The 19,243-nt window shown below is 32.3% G+C and carries 14 protein-coding genes; 3 read left to right on the forward strand and 11 right to left on the reverse strand.

The annotated features are described in order from the left end of the window. Positions 1-152: 152 nt before the first annotated feature. The 6 genes from J2S15_RS05170 to J2S15_RS05195 all read right to left on the reverse strand — a co-directional run bounded on the left by J2S15_RS05170 (position 153) and on the right by J2S15_RS05195 (position 12,592). Positions 153-2,291, reverse strand: a complete 2,139-nt coding sequence (locus J2S15_RS05170) for a toxin Cry1Ac domain D-VI-related protein (protein WP_307406109.1) — start codon at positions 2,289-2,291, stop codon at positions 153-155. A gap of 12 nt (positions 2,292-2,303) precedes the next feature. Beyond that, positions 2,304-3,683, reverse strand: a complete 1,380-nt coding sequence (locus J2S15_RS05175) for an RNA polymerase sigma factor (RefSeq protein ID WP_307406111.1) — start codon at positions 3,681-3,683, stop codon at positions 2,304-2,306. A 199-nt stretch (positions 3,684-3,882) separates the two neighbouring features. Then, on the reverse strand, positions 3,883-5,202 hold the full coding sequence (locus tag J2S15_RS05180; RefSeq protein ID WP_307406114.1) for an RNA polymerase sigma factor: 1,320 nt from the start codon (positions 5,200-5,202) through the stop codon (positions 3,883-3,885). Positions 5,203-5,295: 93 nt separating this feature from the next. After that, positions 5,296-7,917 carry a Spy0128 family protein gene (locus J2S15_RS05185; RefSeq protein ID WP_307406116.1) on the reverse strand — a complete coding sequence of 874 codons (2,622 nt, stop codon included), beginning with the start codon at positions 7,915-7,917 and terminating at the stop codon, positions 5,296-5,298. A 298-nt stretch (positions 7,918-8,215) separates the two neighbouring features. Then, complete coding sequence (locus J2S15_RS05190) at positions 8,216-11,203, reverse strand: leucine-rich repeat domain-containing protein (RefSeq protein WP_307406118.1); 2,988 nt, start codon at positions 11,201-11,203, stop codon at positions 8,216-8,218. A 45-nt stretch (positions 11,204-11,248) separates the two neighbouring features. Then, a complete protein-coding gene (locus tag J2S15_RS05195) occupies positions 11,249-12,592 on the reverse strand; it encodes an RNA polymerase sigma factor (RefSeq protein WP_307406120.1) in 1,344 nt (447 codons plus the stop codon). 272 nt (positions 12,593-12,864) lie between these two features. On the opposite strand from J2S15_RS05195, the gene J2S15_RS05200 reads away from it, so the two are divergent. From J2S15_RS05200 to J2S15_RS05210, 3 genes are all read left to right on the forward strand, one after another. Next, positions 12,865-13,158, forward strand: a complete 294-nt coding sequence (locus J2S15_RS05200; protein ID WP_307406122.1) for a hypothetical protein — start codon at positions 12,865-12,867, stop codon at positions 13,156-13,158. 67 nt (positions 13,159-13,225) lie between these two features. Further along, a complete protein-coding gene (locus J2S15_RS05205) occupies positions 13,226-13,888 on the forward strand; it encodes an HAD family hydrolase (RefSeq protein WP_307406124.1) in 663 nt (220 codons plus the stop codon). 51 nt (positions 13,889-13,939) lie between these two features. Next, complete coding sequence (locus J2S15_RS05210) at positions 13,940-14,617, forward strand: class I SAM-dependent methyltransferase (RefSeq protein ID WP_307406125.1); 678 nt, start codon at positions 13,940-13,942, stop codon at positions 14,615-14,617. A gap of 40 nt (positions 14,618-14,657) precedes the next feature. On the opposite strand, the gene J2S15_RS05215 is transcribed toward J2S15_RS05210, so the two are convergent. From J2S15_RS05215 to J2S15_RS05235, 5 genes are all read right to left on the reverse strand, one after another. Beyond that, positions 14,658-15,749, reverse strand: coding sequence for an ABC transporter ATP-binding protein (locus tag J2S15_RS05215; RefSeq protein ID WP_307406128.1), 1,092 nt, complete (start codon positions 15,747-15,749; stop codon positions 14,658-14,660). A 10-nt stretch (positions 15,750-15,759) separates the two neighbouring features. Then, positions 15,760-15,927 carry a DUF6903 family protein gene (locus J2S15_RS05220; RefSeq protein ID WP_307406130.1) on the reverse strand — a complete coding sequence of 56 codons (168 nt, stop codon included), beginning with the start codon at positions 15,925-15,927 and terminating at the stop codon, positions 15,760-15,762. Between the two features lie 9 nt (positions 15,928-15,936). Continuing rightward, a complete protein-coding gene (locus tag J2S15_RS05225) occupies positions 15,937-16,806 on the reverse strand; it encodes a carbohydrate ABC transporter permease (RefSeq protein WP_307406132.1) in 870 nt (289 codons plus the stop codon). An 11-nt stretch (positions 16,807-16,817) separates the two neighbouring features. After that, entirely contained in the window at positions 16,818-17,699 is an 882-nt protein-coding gene (locus tag J2S15_RS05230; RefSeq protein ID WP_307406134.1) for a carbohydrate ABC transporter permease, read from the reverse strand. Positions 17,700-17,770: 71 nt separating this feature from the next. Further along, complete coding sequence (locus J2S15_RS05235) at positions 17,771-19,096, reverse strand: carbohydrate ABC transporter substrate-binding protein (protein ID WP_307406136.1); 1,326 nt, start codon at positions 19,094-19,096, stop codon at positions 17,771-17,773. Between the last annotated feature and the right edge of the window lie 147 nt (positions 19,097-19,243).

Consider the following 19,243-nt stretch of genomic DNA (forward strand, 5'->3'; position numbering starts at 1 on the left):
TCTGTAACCGATTACAATGAAACAATTATATATTATAAATTAATCATAATCTTTGTAGTTTTTAATTTAATTGGTATATTTTTTATTACTTTAGACAAGAAAAAATGCAAAGTATAATTTCCATACTTCGCATTTCGTTCTAAATATAGTATCTATTTTTTATTTAATTTCTTATTTTTTATTGCAAATCCTATCACTCCAAATGAAGCAATTATCATGCTCATATATATCCATAAGTTTGTTGTATCTGAGGTATTTACACTATTTCCAACTTGAGCACTTCCAGTAGATTCACCACTAATACTTGGTTTTAGTATAACTGGTTTTTCTGCATCTTTTTTTGATTCATCTAATTGTTTTTGCGCATCATTGATTTGAACCTGTAACTCATCTTTTAAGTCACCATCTGGTAATTTATTCACTAAATCTTGTGCTTTATCAATTTCTTTTTGTGTAACATCAGTATTCAATTTACCATCATCATCCAACAAATCACCTACTGCTGTTTTCGCATTAAGCATCGCCTGTGCCTTATCAATTTCCTTTTGAAGTTGTGTCTTTACAGTTCCATCTTCTAACTTATTCACTGCAGCCTGTGCAGCATCAATTGATTTTTGATTTGTAGTATCTTTTATATTTGTATGAGTACTATCAGTAAATAAATCACTCACTGATGTCTTCGCATTTAATATGTTTTGTGCTTTATCAATTTCTTTTTGTAATTGTGTTTTCACAGTTCCATCTTCTAATTTGCCAACTACCGCTTTTGCATTATCAAGTGCAGCCTGATTAGTTGTACCCTTAATATCTGTATGTGTGTTATCGGTAAATAAGTTATCCACTGTTGTTTTTGCATCTAATAGATTCTGTGCTTTACTAATTTCTGCTTTTAAGATTTCTTTAAACGTACTTTCTGGTAATGAATTCACAACAGTTAGCGCAGCATTAATTGTGGTTTGATCTGTAGCAGTCTTAATATCACTATGTTTACTATCAGTAAATAATTCATTTACTGCTTTTTGAGCAACAGTTCGATTGTTTAAGTATTCTTTCGCCAAATCAAGTTCTGCTTGTAAATCATTTTTGAATTGACCATCTGGCAATGTAGTTACAAGTGCTTGTGCATCATCTATCATTGTTGATGTTGTAGTATCCTTAACATCTGTTTTTGTATCATTTAATAAATCTACAACATTCGTTTGTGCATTTAACATGTTTTGAGCTTTATCAATGTTGTCTTGCCATTGCTGTTTCTCTGTTGGATCACTAATCCAATCAGCACTATCTTGTGCCTTTTTGATTTGTTCTTGAGTTAATCCATCTACAGGGCCACTTTGATCGTTATTTAATAATCCAGTTGATAAATCTGTATTATCAAATCTTGTAAGTGTGGAAATATCTGGTGCTGCTTGTATCATATCAGTACCATCAATCATTAGTTGTTGTAGTTTTCCATGATTTGCAAATCCTTCTGCTGGATTTCCTGTAATCCCACTATTATCACTAACGTCCAATAAAGTAAGATTTTCATTATCATAGATTGACTGTGGAATATCTCCACTTAATTGATTCTCACGTAAATATAGATTTGCCAAATTTGGTAAGCTTCCGATACTACTTGGAATACTTCCTGAAAAATTATTCCCACCTAAATGAAGTCGAACTAAATTATCTAGGTTTCCAATTGACTCTGGAAGTGTACCTGACAGTTGGTTATCCTGTGCATAGAATCTAGTCATCGTTTTTAAGTTACCAATGTTTGTTGATAATGTTCCTGTAAGTTGGTTATTTCCTAAATAAATATAGTTTATGTTTCCAAGTGTATACAATGATTCAGGGATTGTTCCTGTTAATTTGTTATTTGCCAAGTACAATGTTGATAATTGCGTCATATTACCAATATTAGCAGGAATTTCACCAGTAAAGTTATTTCCATTAAAGTTTAAATACTTTGCCTGTACAAAATATTCAATCCCATAGATTGTTCCACCAATTCCTTCATCAGTAAATGTTAATGCCGCTGTAGATGCAGTCCATAACCTTGCTTCAGCCTTGCTTATAATTCCATCAGGCGTTGTTCCATCAAGACCATCAACTGTTGGGTACTTAGCTAAAATAGCATCATGTAATGGTTTTGATGACTCTGGAAAAGCGGCATCAACAGTTCTTGTTGTTATTGTTTCATTTGTTGATTGAACTTCTTCATTTGCCTTAATTATGTTTGTTGTTACTAAACTGAACATAACTCCAGCTGCTAATAAACTAGCAAGAATTTTATTTATTCGTTTCATTTTTCCTCCAAATTATTTTGTATTTATTTCATATTTAATATAGTTATCATCCATCGTAAACAGGACAATATAAACACTTCCTTTAAATGTTCCATTTACAATAGACTGATCTGTTATTTTGTAGTTCTCTCCTAGATATTCTACATATGATTTGTCATAGTTTATCTTTGAATCATTATCAATATTCAATTCAAGATAATCTTTATAATAGTAAACTTCTATTAATTCAGGAGCATCTTTGTCTATATTTTTAATATTTAAAGATATTTCTTCATTCTTTACATTTATAATTAACTTCCCATTTTGTTTTACACTCACAATCAGTTCTTTATCATTCAAAGTAAAAGGAAGTTCTTTATCATTCAAAGTAAAAGGAAGTTCTTTATCATCTAATGTAATACTTACATCATGAATCGTTACTTCTTCTTGTAGTTCTAAGCGAACATCAACAGCATCCTTTTTAGGAAACTGAGGATAGTAGATAGCAGCGATATATTCATATCCTTTTATCTTTTTAGCTATATCTTCATTCACATTTGTATTTGTATCTATACTAGGATGATTTTGTTTATCATCAGCTCCTTGCAACAACCATATTGCTCCTATAATTATTACTGTACATAAGAATGTAGTAGCCATCGTTGCAATTACATGATTAGAAACAAAATTAAGTAATCGCTCCCACCAAGAAAGCCCTTGTGATTCGTATAGGTTTTTATCATAAGTAAAATCATTATTCTGACATAGCTCTTCTCTTAACTTTTGAAGAATAAGCACAAGTAAAGGAATAAATGCCAGGTTGTATAGTTTTATATCATTCTTGTCCTGGTAAGCTGAAATCTGTTCTTCCAGTTTCTTTCTACTATGATGCAATTGAACTTTAATTGCTCCCACACTACAGTCCAATATTGCTGCAACCTCTCTCATATTAAATTCTTCTAAATAATATAGGGTCACTATTTCTCTTTGACGTTTTGATAAGTTACCAATGAACCCTTTGATTAATTCTTTGGTTTCATCCAGATTATATTGCTCCTGAGGTATCGAATCTCTTCTTTCTTCTTTAAGCCTAGACTCAAAACTTTCACTAAACTCACTATCTTCAGGAAATTCATAATCTTTTCTTTTTCTAGTTCTCAAATGGTTATAACAAGCATTTGTAACTAATCGATACATCCATGCATTGAACGTTCTAACATCATTTAATGTATCCAACTTCTGATAAATGCGAATCATTGCTTCTTGTGTAGCATCATCCGCATCCGCTTTATTACCTACAATTGTATAGCACCAAAAATATACTTTATTAATGATTTGTGAGTATAATAACTCAAATTGCCCTTTGTCTTTTTGAACTTCTCTGACAATTTGGGTAAGCCCATCCTCTTTCATTTTTCGCCCTCCTTATACATCAAATTTACTTACCCTTAGTACATATACACTTGTTATTGAAAAAAGGTTAATAAAATTTGTAACTTTTATATTTTCGTATCCTTCTATTAGTCGTAAATATATATATAACCGTTCATTCTTTTTCACAAAAAAAGACGAATACCCCATTCGGATAATTCGCCTGTTTTACTTATATATTTTAATTAAAAACTATTTTTAATTCATTTCCAGCATAGTCATAAATATAAACTAAATCACTATAATCTTTCTTCGTTTCTATCGTAAGTATACGATTAACACTATCATAATGATACTCATTACTTTTTGAACCTTTTCGTATCAACACTATACTATCTGGGTCAACTCCAGAAATATCATCAGTCAGATAAATTGTGAACCTATTGTCCTCTTGTTTTCCATGTGCTTGTGGACTATCACGGTCGATGTTTGTAACCACTATTTCTCTTTGATCAATAACTTGTTCATCTTTTAATAGTTGAATCTGATAAGTACCGTTATAATCAATCTGATTAGTAATTACACCATCTATTGCAATTGCATCATATTCATTATTGGTTGTTTGTACTTCAATAAAGATAGATTCATTTGTCCATTGTGTAGGATAATTGATTGCAACAATCTCTGCTGGACTTATTGAAGGCTCTTCTTTTACTTCAACTACCTCTTTTGGTTTCTCTGGAATCACTTCTTTTACAGGTGTGGGTTCTTGTTGTAAGGATACTCCAGCGAAGATTCCTGCTGTAACAATTGCAAATATTCCTGTAATTACTTTTGCGTTGGCCGCAACAAGTATTCCAATATTTTCTACTACCGCTTCTTTAGCAAGCAAAGAACTTAGAGATATTTTTCCTGTTGTTGTCTGTTGAAACATCTGCTCGTAAACAATGCTAATTGTTTGAGGGAAAAATAATGCGAATCCATATATATGTGGTGATATTCCATGTTTCTTTAAATCTTTCTTTAGTAAAATCCTTACCTTATTTAATCTTGATTTAACTGTACCTTTGGGAATATCTAGTATTTCAGCTATTTCTTCTATTTTTAATCCTGCAAAATATTTTAATGTTCCTACACTCTTTAAGACATCACTCATCCCTTGCAGGGATTCTTCAATCACATTCATTATTCTTTGATTTTCAATAATGTCTGATGTCTTTTTTACCTTTATATCAACTACATCCTCCGCAGCCTTTTCCTCATTAAATACTACTTCACGATACTTTACACGATTATAATTTGAGCATGTATTATAGGTCATTCGATACAACCAAGAATGAAAAGCATTCTCCTCTTTTAGTTTACCAATATTCTGATAAACATTAATAAATATATCATGCGTTATATCCTTTGCTTCTTCATCATCTAAAATGTACTGCTTAACCATAAAATTTATTCGTTGAAAATACGTCTCATATATTGTTTCAAATGCTAACTGATCTCCTTCTTTCGCTTTTTTTACGACAGAAGAGGATATAAGATATTTCTTATCATTGTACATTATGCCCTGCCCTCTATTTCACAATCATTACGACCAATAATCAGTGAACCATTTTATAGTAGTTCACTGATTTTTAGTATTATTCTATATGACTTATTGTCTCTTCATCTTTCTTAACACCACAACCACTGTCAACATACTCATTGTAATTATTGATGCGTACCATACTACATTCGTTTGATCACCAAGTGGTGGATTCGTACTAGGATATGTAGTCATAGTAACTCTATCATCACTTTCCACAGCCTTTGAGGGTGTTTCATCTGGCTTATTTGGTGTAGCTGGGTCTGGATCTGTTGGATCAGGTTTCTCTGGATCAACTGGGTCTGGTTTTGGTGTTACTTCTTCTGTCTTTTTATAAACATTTTTAAAGACTATGTCATCCGCATTCTTATACTCCACACGATATTCATTTTTACCACTATCATACAGTACATTAACTTCTACTGTATAAATCGTTGTATCATATGTCCAGTACTTGGTTCCTGTATCTTTTTCACTAATTGCATAATAGTGAGTTCCTTCACTTACAACGCCCAAATCTATTTCAAATGTTCCCGTTCCTGTGATTGTTGCAGACGTTGTATCAACCCCAGCAATCGCAGTTCCTGTCGTATCCACTTCAACTGCTTCAAATGTGAACTTTTCAGTTGTACTTGTAATTCCTGTTATTTCTTTTGTTCCTTCAATTTGTGCTTGTGGATATTCTGTAAACTGTAAGTACCAGTATATTCGTTGAGTAGTACTGTCTTCTCTACTCATTAATCTGGCAGAACCAGTAATTGATCTACCAGCTTTATTTATCACACATGTGAATGGTTCCATTGTAAATGCACTTGCTTCGCTCGTAGTTACATCTGCTTCAATTAAGTCCAGAACTTCTCCACCCCAGGTATTGTCTTTCAGACTTAAATTTAAAGTTGTTGAACCTGTTGCTGCTCCATTAATATTTACATAATCACTAAATCCTACTTCTTCTGCTGACATTGATAGGTTTGCACTTACACCCGTATAACTTCCACTCATATCTAAGGTTTTATAATCTTGTGTTCCTGTTACTAATGCAATTTCACCTTTATTAGTTACATCGATTGCATCAAATGTTTCATCTTGGTCTATGTATACTTTACTTGTTTCATCAACTAACCAATAGTTTCCAAAATAAGTTGATAAAGCATCTTTTATATGAATATTAGTGGTATTTGTGAAATCTAAGTATGTAAACTTTGATGCTGATGTTCCAGCTATTACTGTGTTGTCAGTACTAAAATTACTGAATTCGATTGCTGTATTTGAACCAGTACCTGTTTCAATTGTTTTTCCTGCATAAGTAGTAAGAAAACCTGATAGATCAGACATATCATTTAATATCACTCTTGCCTGTCCACCAATGATATTACTTGCATGACTTGAACTTGCTACAATCGTTCCCTGTACATCTGCTGCTGAATATATATTTGTTGTTGCACTATTAGTTGTCTGAATATAATTGTTATTGTTATATCCACCAGAACCATATACATTTCCTTTTACTGTACCACTAATTAAATTGATTTCATTTGTATCAATAATTCCTCGTGAGTAACTTCCACCATAAATATTTTTATTTACAGTTGCACCATTTAAGGTAATTGTAGATTGATTAGTTACATCACCAAAGTTTCCACCACCAAGGACATTACCATCAAGAATCCCAGATGCTAATGTAATATTAGATGCACCAACAGTATTCTTCAATGTACCAGTAACAAGTCCTCCATATTTATCATCATCTTGTCGTATTCCACCACTACCATATAAGTTAGCCACAATTGATTGACCTTCTGGCAATGCGAAAGTTACATTTGCTGTTCCTTGTACTGTATTGCTAGACCAATATCCACCACCTGTGATTTTCTGAGGATTAGCACCACCCGTTGTTTTGGTAGTACCACCTGTGATCATCACATTGGTATTTCCATAAACAATATTATTTTTATTACCACCAGCGCCTGCAATTGTTCCACCAAAAACTCCACCAGCAATATTAATGAATGTTGAACCAAATACATCTGCATTTGTTCCTAATCCACCACCAACAATGTGTTGTTGAATCGTACCACCATTAATTGTTATATTTGTATTTCCTGTTACTGGTGATCCATTTCCTCCTCCATATATTTCACCTTGTCCATTTGTATCACTAGCAGAACTACCAACTTGTCCACCATTTACAACTATATTAGTTGTACCTGTAGATGCACCTCCGCTACCTCCACCAATAAGATACCCTCTAACTAGACCAGAGTTCATAATAATAGATGATGTATTAACAGTAGCATTAGCGCCATTACCTCCTCCATATAGCCACCATCCTGAGCCATAAGCAGAAGTTGAATTGCTAGCCCAAGAATCATTCCAAGGCCCATTGATGGTAAGACTTGTACTATCTACTGATTGTCCATTTCCTCCAGCATAAATGTTACCAAGATTCTTTTCAATCAAATTTGTAATCTCTACTTTTGAAGAATCAACCCCTTTACTGTTGCTTCCACCATAATATGCTGTTGAAGATACTTCACCATTCGCAAAGTCATTTTGATTCGTAATCTTCACTGGATGCCCATGTGCATAGTTAGCATCTACTTCTGCAGGTAGTGCACCAACACTCACAGTTGTAATCAAAACACATAAAATCGCAACTGCTGTTAAGGATATTTTTCTAAACTTTTTCATATTCTTTCGCCCTCCATAATCTGAAACTATCTACTACTTAACAAATGCCCAATTGTTTTTTCTAAATTTAGCACATGTTTTTTTACCTATGCAATACCTAATGTATCAAGACACACTGGCGTAGTAGTAAGTTACATTAAAGACACACAAGTGTCAAAAAGGTTCACTTTTTTTACTTCAATTTTTCTATTCTATTATTAGTCGTAAAATCATATTTATTCGTTCACTACTTTATAAAGAAAAAGTACCAGATTGTTTCATCTGATACTTTCATCTCATCTAATTTATTTAGATTCTATTAATTTACTTTCTTTCTTTTATACACTACTACGATACCTAACAGTGAAACTGCTAACATTCCATATAGTAATGTCATATCTGTTGTATCACCTGTATCCACACTATTACCATTCTTAGTTGATGATCCATTTGCATCAACACTTGGTTTAGAAATTGTTGGCGTATCTGTAGAAGGTGCTTTAGAAGGATTTCCTTCTACTTTCACTGTAAGATTTGTTTTCACAACTGCTCCACTTGTAAACTCAACATCTACATCGTATGTTCCATTATCTAATGTTTTCAAATATGCTTCACTTAATGTAATTACTGTACTTCCACTTGTTACTTCATAATTACTTGCATCCAATTCTTTTCTATCTATAGAAATACTAGAGAATTTTTCTACTGGTGCATCTATCTTTGTATAGACTGTTCCTTCTCCTGTAAATACTTTGAATGCTTCAATGATTACAAAGTTTCTCTCATCTAGTTGTTTTTGAGCATCTTTTAATCTATCATTTAATTCGTTTTTCAAATCACCTTCAGGCAATTTATTAACTAAATCTTGTGCGTTTTTGATGTCATCTTGTGTAACGTCATCATTTAAGATATCTTCATCATCAAATAAATCATCTACTGCTTTTTGTGCTTCTCTCTCATTAAATAAACGTTGTGCCTCATCTATTTTGCTTTGTAGTTCTGTTTTCAGATTACTATCTTCTAAACCTGTTACAAAGTCTTGTGAGTTTGTGATATCCTCTTGTGTAACACCATCTTTTAATGTTCCATCTTCATTGAATAATCCATCTACTGGAAGATATGTCAATGTATTATCATCTGTATCATAAATGATTGTTCCTGGATATGTAATACTAGTAGAACCATCATCAACAATAACTCCTGATGGGAATGTAACTTCACCTCCATCTGTTGTTATATCACTTACCTTATCTGCTGGTACAGTAATTGTCGTATCTGATGTAGTAAGATTTCCTTTTTCGCTTACTTTTCCAACGCCTGTTAAATACGTATTATTTCCTTCATTATCTGTAATAACACTTCCTGCAGGAACTTCAACAACACCACCATCATCATTTAATGTAATTGTTGCATTTGTCCCATTTGGTGTTTTTATTACAGTTGTTACATCAGTAATTACTACTTCACCATCTGTTATATTATTTGCAATTGTTATAGTTCCAGCAGTAGTAATTTTATCTTCACCAACAATCGTATTCCCCTCAAATGTATATGTAGCATTCCCAGTTACTATAGTTCCACCATTTGGCAAATTAACAGTACCTGTTGACGAATCTACATTAGTAAGATTTGCCCCAAGAATAAGATTTCCTTCATTATCCATTAATCCTCCAGCAGATAAATCCGTACGACTAGATGAAATCATTTTTAAGTTTCCATCTACATCTGTATAAGCAATCGCAACATAATACTCAGCATTCATAGCAGCATTAATTACATAATATCCTGTTGTTGAATCCCACTCAAATGCTCCTGCATTTCCAACTAATCTTGTTCCTGCACTGTACTTTGATTTGCTACCTGTAACATAGAAATTTGTAACCCTTGATAAATTAGCATTTGTTGCTTTTGTTATTGATAAATCTACTAAAGAATTCATTCCTGATAAATCAGCAATCTGCAAACTTTCATTGTCATGATATCTAAATCTATTTACACTTGTTAAGTTTGAAAATGAACTCGGAATCGAACCACTTAACTGATTGCTATAAAATTGAAGTTGCTTTAAATTAGTTAGATTCCCAAGTTCACTTGGAATAGTTCCACTTAATTGATTCTCACTCAAATTCAATAACTGTAAGGATGTTAAATTCCCTATTGTTGTAGGTATTGAGCCACTCAATTGATTACTTGTTAAATATAGCGTTGTCAATGATGTCAAATTTCCTATTTCACTTGGAATTGAGCCACTCAACTGATTAGTAACAGCTCGAAACGTTGTTAGTGATGTTAAATTTCCTATAGTTGTAGGTATTGATCCAGTCAATTGATTATTATCCATGTTAAGTGTTATTAATGATGTCATCCCTCCAATTGTTGTTGGTATTGAACCACTTAATTGATTTGATCCTAAATTTAGTTCTGTTAATAATCTTAGATTTCCTAATTCGCTTGGGATTGAGCCACTAAGTTGATTATTTGTTAAATGCAACTTCGTTAACGACACTAGACTTCCCAACTCACTCGGAATTGAACCAGTCAGTTGATTAGCATTTAAAGAAAGTTCACGTAGAGATATAACACTTCCAATTGTCGTAGGTATTCCTCCACCTAACTGATTATTAGACAAGTTTAAATATTGCAGACTAGTTAAATTTCCTATAGTTGTAGGTATTGAACCAGTTAATTGATTATTATTTAAATATAGATATTGTAATGAAATTAAATTTTCCACTTCATTTGGAATACTTCCAGTTAACTGGTTATTCTGTAACCATAATCTTGTAAGTGATGTTAAGTTTCCAACATCACTTGGTATTGAACCAGTTAGCGCATTTCCATTCAAGTATAATTGATTAATACCAGTCAAATACTGAATTCCATCTAATGTACCTGTAATTCCTTTTGACTGTAAATCTAGCCTTCCACTTAATGTAGCTGCTTCTGTTTTCGTTATATAGCCATCGCCATCTGTGTCGATTGAGCCATATGTTGCATGGTTTACAATTGCATCATTTAAGGATTTCGATTCATCTGTAAACGCCCAATCTGCAGGTATACTTTTTGTAAGACCACTTTTGTCATATGTTTGTGTAACTTCACCTGTAGTTATATCATCAGTTGATGTTTCTTCCAGTTCATTTGAGATTACTTCTTCACTTGTTTCGTTTGTATTATTGGTTTCATCCGATACAACTTCTTCGTCATTGGCAAAAATAGAGTTATTGGCAATTAATCCACATGATAACATAATCGCTAACAAACTTAATAACACTTTTCTGCTCATATTTGATTTCTTATTTTTCATTTTTCCTCCATCTAATTAATTGATAATTCTCATTATTTTTATTATTTATATAAGTACTACAATATATCTAATAAATAGTCCTTCTTTGTTAAACAATACAATTGATACTTCTCCATTAAAATTCCCTTGTATTATACTGTCTTGATTTATTTCATATTTTTCATTCTTATATTCAAAATACGATTGTTCGTAATCTAATTGCGACATTTCGTCATTAATAATTAACTGTAGATAATTATTGTGGTTTTGCACCTCTACTAATTCAGGTGCGAATTCATCAATATTATCAATTTTAAACTTAAATTTTGTATTATCTATCGTAACTATATATTCTCCATTTTCTTTTATCTGTACAAAAATATTCTTGCTATCTTTTTTAAACAATATATCCTCGTCATTCAACTGAATAGCAATAGCATTTTCTGCTACATCCTTTTTAAGTTCAATAGAAACCTCTACAGATTTCCTCGCAGGAAATGTAACATAATTAATATTTCTAATATATGGATGCTTTTGTAATTGATTGTTAATACTATCAACATTTGCATATCCCTTACTTATGTTTTCTCCTTCTAGATTTTCTTCTAGAGTAAAATACATAAAACCCATCAATGCTACTACTACAAATGAAATCACTGTTATTAATACCTTTCCAGTTAAAATTGATGATAATTTATCTAAACCTGATAGGTTATGTTTAAATACGTTTTTCTTATAACTCAAATCTTGCTTTTCACATAACTCGTTCCTGTGTTCCTGTAAAACCAATCCAAGTATTGCAAATAAAGAAATATTATATAATTTCACATTATGCTTCTTTTGATATTTAGAAATCTGTGATTCTAAATTCTTTCTTCCATCATGAAGTCTTGATTTTACTGAACCTGCATTGTAATCTAATACTTCTGCAATTTCTTCAATTTTCATTTCCTCAAGATAAAACAATGTTATTACTTCCTTTTGTCTTTTAGGAAGGTTGTCAATGAAACTAGCTACCAATCGTTTTGTCTCATTTAGGTCATAGGATTCATGAGGTATATGTTCTAATCGTTCTTCTTTTACATTCTCTTCAAATTGCTGCGCATAGTTGTCATTACTTATAAATTCTAAATCGTGTTTCTTATATCGTTGTACATAGTTTAAGCAATGGTTACGAATCAATCGATACATCCATGAAGTAAATGCTTCAGGATTTTTCAACTTTCCAATATTCTTATAAATAAGAAGCATAGATTCCTGTGTCATATCCAAAGCATCTGCTTCATTACCAACAACAGAATAGCACCAGTAATAAACTTTATTTACAATGTGTGAGTATAACAACTCAAATTGCTTTTTATCCTTTTGGACTTCTTTGACAATTTGGGTAAGTTCTTCTCTCTTATCCATAGTTTTTTCGCCCTCCTCAATCAGTCATTTCACTTACCCTCAATACTTAGGCACAGATGGGTTTGTAAAAGTTCGGATTTATTTTTAAAATATTTTTTAGTTATTTTGCATCCAAAAATTAGTCGTATTAATGTACAATAACGTTCATTTTATTTCAATAATATAAAATAATGAGGTTTTGCTTTTTCATATAATAATTATTATAATGAATTAGTATTGAAGAATAGGATTTGATGTAAAAAAAGATATTAGTTTGTGAAGGAGGTAAACAAATGGTAGCTTTTATGTTAATACTTTTAGGAGTAAGTTTACTGTATAGTTCTCTACTTGGTAAAAACTCTAAGAAGGGAAATAAGTATATGGTGCTTTTATTAATAATTGCAATCGTATTTCTAACATATGGTGGATATATTATGTACTTGTACTCAGGAGGAACATTGGGGCGCGAACTCTTAGTTGGAAGTCGTCAGAAAACAGCTTATACACTTGTTGATACAATAGGAATAGGTTTGTTTATATTAACAGCAATTGCAGGAAGATTATTTTATAAGACTAAGAAAGATTAATTTCTTTGTTTTGTATGTGGTTTTGAAAGACAAAAGTTAGTTTTTTTAATAGAGAGGACAATTGATTATGCTGAAAGGTTTTATTTTTGATTTTGATGGATTAATGATTGATAGTGAAGTGATTTCCTTTAAGTGCTATAAAGATTTTTTAGGACAATATAATATAGAACTTGATGAAGATGGTTACATCGAAGAGTTTCCTGGTAAAGAAACTAGACTTGCTCTAAAAATATTCAAAGAGAAGTTTGGAATTGAGTTTGATACAGATGAAGCATTAGCACAGATTAGAGAATATGAAAAGTTCTACATGGAAAGAGATGGTGTAGAATTAAAAGAAGGGTTAATTGAACTTCTTGACTATTTAAAAGCGAATAATTATAAGATGGTAATTGCAACCTCTAGCATTAAAGATCGGGCACTTAAGATTTTGGATAATCATAAGATTGCTCATTACTTTGATGACATGACCTTTGGTAGTGAAGTGGAAAGAGGAAAACCTTTTCCAGATATTTTCTTAAAAGCATGTGAGAAGTTAGGACTGCAAACTGATGAGGTGGTCGTGTTAGAAGATAGTGAAGCTGGGATTCAGGCAGCTTATGATGCAAATATTCCTGTTGTTTGTATACCAGATATGAAATTCCCTGATGAGGGTTATGCTGAAAAACCAATTGCTATTTTTGATTCACTAAAAGTTGTTACAAGAGCAATGAAACACGGTGGGTTATATTAATAGGTTTTCCTATTAATCATTGTTATAATGTCAAAAAGAAGGTGAAGCGATATGTACAATAATTATGCAAAGTATTTTGATTTGATTTTTTCAGCAAATAAAACTACTGTCGATTTTTTAGATACACATCTTAGTGGAAATAAAATATTAGATATTGGTTGTGGCAGTGGTGAATATGCTATTGAATTATATGATAGAGGATATGATATTGCTGGTATTGATTTAGATGCTGAAATGATTAAGTATGCGAAATTAAAAAATGAACATATTAACTTTAAAGTGGAAAATATGTTAGAAATGGATACTATGAAATATGATAGTTTATATTGTATTGGAAATACATTAGTTCATCTGCCAACTAGAGAAAATATTCAGACCTTTTTAAATAGTTGTTATTTGAAACTGGAAAATGGAAATCTGGTACTGCAGATTATTAACTATGAACGTATTCTTGATCAAAATATTACCTCTCTACCAACAATCGAGAATCAGGGAATTACCTTTGAAAGAAACTATAGTATTGGTAAAGAAAAGGTTATCTTCTCAACCGTACTGACAACACAAGAAGAAACATACAGTGATTCAGTAGAATTACTTCCAATCCAAAAGGAAGAGCTTGAGATGATGTTAAAAACTGCTGGGTTTACATCCATTCAGAGTTATGCTGGATTTTCAGATAAACCATATCATAAAGATAGTTACGCTTTGGTAGTTGTAGCTAGCAAATAGAAAAAGAAAGTCTTCCATGTTTTTACATGGAAGACCTTTTTTATACTATTTTATTTGTCGTTTCTTTATCAAAGAAATGTACTTTACTTAAATCAAATGCAACTTCTACATCACTGTGAGAATCAATTCCCAAACGAGTAGCAACTTTTGCCACTAAACTTTGTTCACTGATTTTACCATGCAGAATACTTTCATGACCAAGTAATTCACTGATATCCACATGGAATTTAAACCTCGCTGTAGGATATGTTTCTGCCACAATTCCTTCACAGTAGATATCTTCAGGACGTACACCCATAACTATTTCTTTTCCATCATACTCTTTCATTTCAGCTTGTAGTTTTTCAGGAACTTCAATTGTGTTTCCATCAAACGTAAATTTTCCTTCATGATAAATTCCATTCAAGAAATTCGTAGCTGGTGCACCTACAAATCCTGCAACAAATATATTTGCTGGATTGTTGTAGATTTCTTTTGGTGTACCAATCTGTTGGATATACCCATCTTTCATAACAACAATTCTAGTTGCCATGGTCATCGCTTCGGTTTGATCATGCGTTACATAAATCGTAGTAGCGCCTACTCGCTCATGTAACTGGATAATCTCAGAGCGCATCTGTACCCGTAGTTTCGCATCAAGGTTACTAAGTGGTTCATCCATTAGGAACACCTGAGGATTACGTACAATTGCCCTTCCTAGAGCAACTCTCTGACGTTGTCCACCAGACAATGCTTTTGGTTTACGATCTAAATAATCTTCAATTTCTAATATCTTTGCAGCATTTTGTACACGTGCATCAATTTCGTCTTTATTCGTTTTTCTGATTTTCAATCCAAACGCCATATTGTCATATACACTCATATGAGGATATAGAGCATATGATTGAAACACCATTGCGATATCACGATCTTTTGGTGCAATATCATTTACTAACTTATCATTGATGTATAGTTCCCCGCTGCTTATTTCTTCTAATCCTGCAATCATTCGTAATGTAGTTGATTTCCCACATCCACTAGGACCAACAAATACAATAAATTCTTTGTCATGTATATCTAAATTAAAATCAAAAACAGCCTGTACATTGTTGTCATAGATTTTATTAATATTTTTTAACTTTAAATCAGCCATCTACTACCTCCTACTTGTGGTCCTTGTTGTAAATAAACAACACTGCCAATAATCCAACTAATCCTATTAATTCCACAAACAATCCTTCATAACCAACATTACGTTGACCAAGAATAATCATTAATAAACATACAACAGATACCACTGCCATAACAATTGTTTTTACACGAATACCCATACTGTTCACCTAATCCTTTAATCCACCAAGGCTCATTCCTTGGGTTAATTTCTTTTGAACTAGAATATATAGAATTAATGTAGGTATCATAATAATTACTAACCCTGCATACATAACACCATCATTTGATTGTGAACGTGCATCTGCCATCAGAAACTTCACTCCAACCGCAAGCGTTGAATTCTCTTTATCCATAAAGGTAAAGGCTAATACATATTCATTCCAGAATGATAAGAACTGAAATAGAATAACCGTAATAATACTTGGTCTTGCCATTGGTATCATTACTCTCATCATTGTTTTAAAGTAACCACAGCCATCAATTCTGGCAGCTTCTTCGTATGCCTTAGGCAAGGTTTTAAAGAATCCACTTAATAAGTATATCGTAAATGGTAATGACGTTGCTGCATAAATCAATGCTAATACAAACTTATTATTTAATAATACATTGGTCCAGTCAAAGGCGACTTCAATATTAAAGAGCATTACAAATATTGGTAAGACAATATAATTTACATTGATAAACAATCCAGCCATAAATAATGCATTAAAGAATTTCTTTCCAAAGAAATCAAATCTTGCAAGGACATAAGACGCTGGTAATGCAACCGCTAATAAAATAATCAGTGCCATTGATGTTACAAGTACGGAGTTAATCAGATAGTCTCCCATTCTTGCTTTTTCAAATGCATCCACAAAGTTCTGCCATACTAAGTGTGTTGGTAAAGAGAAAGGATCATTACTTACCAAATCCAGTTGTGACTTCAAACTTGCCATGAACACCCAGATAATAGGAACGATGATTGTAATCGCTAAGGTTATTAGTGCTACATAGATAAATATTTTATAGATTGAAATCGGTTTTTTCTTTTTATTCATCTTTCTTCCTCCTAATACTCTAATGTGTCACGATCAGTAATTTTGTTTAAGATACCTGATAATGCAAATGAGAATAAGAAGATACATACTCCAATCGCCATACCATAACCATAATTACCTGCGAACGCTTTATTATACATATAGTTTAATGTTACTTCAGAACCTAAGTAACCTTCGGTTGTTAACTGAACAAACATAAAGCTTAAGTTAATCGTACTAATTACAAAGAATGTTAATGTCGTTCTGATATTATTCCAAATTAGTGGTAATGTAATCAAGAAGAACTGTTGAATCTTAGAAGCACCTTCCAGTGCTGCAGCTTCATATAAGTTCTCTGGTATTGATGACATACTTGCCATATACATTACCATGTAGTATCCAATTGCCTGCCATACTAAGGCAAATATAATTGAATAGTTTACAATATCCGGATTCCCTAACCACTGCTGCTGTAAAAAACCTAATCCAATCATCGATAACAAGGAATTCAGGATTCCATTTCCTGGTGCATAGATTGCTGAGAAAATACCTGCAATAACTACGATACTCAGTATATTAGGAATATAGAAGATTACTCTAAAGAAATTCTTTCCTTTAAAGTTTTCTCTTGTTAGTAGGGTTGCAAACAAGATTGCAAGCACTACAGTAAACAACGTAATTAATGTAATATACAGAATTGTATTTTGTAGTGATTCAATAAATTTCATATCTTTGAATAATACTTCAAAGTTGAAGAATCCTGCAAACTCCGGATCACTAACAAAGTTTGCCTGTTTGAATAACGAAGTCTTAAATACTTCAAATGTTGGAATTGCGATAAAAATCGTAACTAAGATTAATGCAGGTGCAAGACATGCAATGATAAATCTTCTTTTTTCCTTTTTCCGATTCATTAAAATCCCCCTTCTTAAGAAAAGCGATGAGCAACATCAAGCCCATCGCTTCAGAAATCATTTTACCTGTTTTATTCTACAGGATGTTCTCTTAATGTTTTCCATAAATCAACTAATGATGTTTGCCATGCTTCTGCAGTAGAAGTACCTGTAGCGATTTCATCAATTGGTCCGAAAAGTGATGCTTTGAAATCTACATCTGGAATTGCTGCTGCATCATATGGAGCAAATGCACCCATTGAAGCTTTTACATTTTCATCATCGTAAATACTGTAGAATTCTTTATTGTATCCTTCTAGTTTTTCAGTAATTCCTTCTACTGGTACAACACAATCATATTTTAACATAATTTCTGCACCTTCTTCAGAATAAATAAACTCTAAGAATTTTTTAGCATCGTCAGCATTTTCTGCTTGTTTTGGAATCCATGCTTGTTCTGTAAATGATGTAGCAACACGTTCTCCACCTTCTTCAAAAGCAGGAAGTGCCATTAATCCCCAATGGAAGTCTTCTGGTGTAGTTGATTCCATTTCTCCTACAATCCAGCTACCATTTGGCATAAACAATGCATCACCATCGATTACAGCTTGTTGGTTAATCTTAAATCCATCTTTAGCATTTGCATTTGCAACTGTATCTGCAAATAAGTAACCATTATCTTTCGATACTAATTTCGCAATTGTATCCAATACTTGTTTTCCAGTATCTGAGTCCCAAGTTCCTTCACCATACTTAAGTGCTTCTGTGAAGTATTCTTGTCCTCCAACTTGGTCTAACATTCCAGAAATTGTTGTATCAAAGTATCCTTTTACTGGGTAAGTAAACAATGAAATTCCATCTGCTTTCGCTTGTTCTCCAAGTGCCCACATGTCATCCCATGTTTCAGGCAATTCATATTTTTTACCTTCTCCAATTAGTTCTGTATTATAGTAGAAACCTGCTGGAGTATACATAATTGGAGCTAAGTATTTTTTACCATCTCCAAAGTATTCTGTAATTGAGTTAGATGCAAATTGTGGATCGATACGACCTTCAATATTATCAAATACATCTGAGATATCCATTACTTCTCCTGTATTAAGTTGCGTTTCAGTATATGCTGAAGGCTGACCTAAATTATAGTAAACGATATCTGAATATTGTCCTTTTGCATTTTCTTTGTTTAGAACTGAATCTAATTCTTTTTCAAAACGTAATTGAATATCAATATCAGGGTTTTCTTTTTCGAATGCTTCAGCTAGTTCAGTGAATACTTCTTCACCTTGTCCACCTGAAAATGAATCAAACTTAACTATTCTCTTTTCATCTTTTGTATCACCAGAATCATCAGATGATCCACATGCTGCTACTGTTAGTACCATCATTAGTGATAAACCAGTTATAAGTAATTTTTTCATAACTTATAAGATCCTCCTCTTTTAAGATTATTTCATCTTTGTACCCAAAGTATAGCAAAGTGAAAGCGCTTTTACTATATAGGATATTGCTTGCTTTTTTAGATATCTTGTTGTTTCTTGTTTTTTTCAAAATAATTACATTTTTTC

It is taken from the genome of Breznakia pachnodae (genome assembly GCF_030814225.1).
GTDB classification, from domain to species: Bacteria; Bacillota_I; Bacilli_A; order Erysipelotrichales; family Erysipelotrichaceae; genus Breznakia; species Breznakia pachnodae.

Coding starts and splice junctions, on each gene's coding strand:
- J2S15_RS05170 (WP_307406109.1), bottom strand. CDS start 2,291: ATGAAACGAATAAATAAAATTCTTGCTAGTTTATTAGCAGCTGGAGTT.
- J2S15_RS05175 (WP_307406111.1), bottom strand. CDS start 3,683: ATGAAAGAGGATGGGCTTACCCAAATTGTCAGAGAAGTTCAAAAAGAC.
- J2S15_RS05180 (WP_307406114.1), bottom strand. CDS start 5,202: ATGTACAATGATAAGAAATATCTTATATCCTCTTCTGTCGTAAAAAAA.
- J2S15_RS05185 (WP_307406116.1), bottom strand. CDS start 7,917: ATGAAAAAGTTTAGAAAAATATCCTTAACAGCAGTTGCGATTTTATGT.
- J2S15_RS05190 (WP_307406118.1), bottom strand. CDS start 11,203: ATGAAAAATAAGAAATCAAATATGAGCAGAAAAGTGTTATTAAGTTTG.
- J2S15_RS05195 (WP_307406120.1), bottom strand. CDS start 12,592: ATGGATAAGAGAGAAGAACTTACCCAAATTGTCAAAGAAGTCCAAAAG.
- J2S15_RS05200 (WP_307406122.1), top strand. CDS start 12,865: ATGGTAGCTTTTATGTTAATACTTTTAGGAGTAAGTTTACTGTATAGT.
- J2S15_RS05205 (WP_307406124.1), top strand. CDS start 13,226: ATGCTGAAAGGTTTTATTTTTGATTTTGATGGATTAATGATTGATAGT.
- J2S15_RS05210 (WP_307406125.1), top strand. CDS start 13,940: ATGTACAATAATTATGCAAAGTATTTTGATTTGATTTTTTCAGCAAAT.
- J2S15_RS05215 (WP_307406128.1), bottom strand. CDS start 15,749: ATGGCTGATTTAAAGTTAAAAAATATTAATAAAATCTATGACAACAAT.
- J2S15_RS05220 (WP_307406130.1), bottom strand. CDS start 15,927: ATGGGTATTCGTGTAAAAACAATTGTTATGGCAGTGGTATCTGTTGTA.
- J2S15_RS05225 (WP_307406132.1), bottom strand. CDS start 16,806: ATGAATAAAAAGAAAAAACCGATTTCAATCTATAAAATATTTATCTAT.
- J2S15_RS05230 (WP_307406134.1), bottom strand. CDS start 17,699: ATGAATCGGAAAAAGGAAAAAAGAAGATTTATCATTGCATGTCTTGCA.
- J2S15_RS05235 (WP_307406136.1), bottom strand. CDS start 19,096: ATGAAAAAATTACTTATAACTGGTTTATCACTAATGATGGTACTAACA.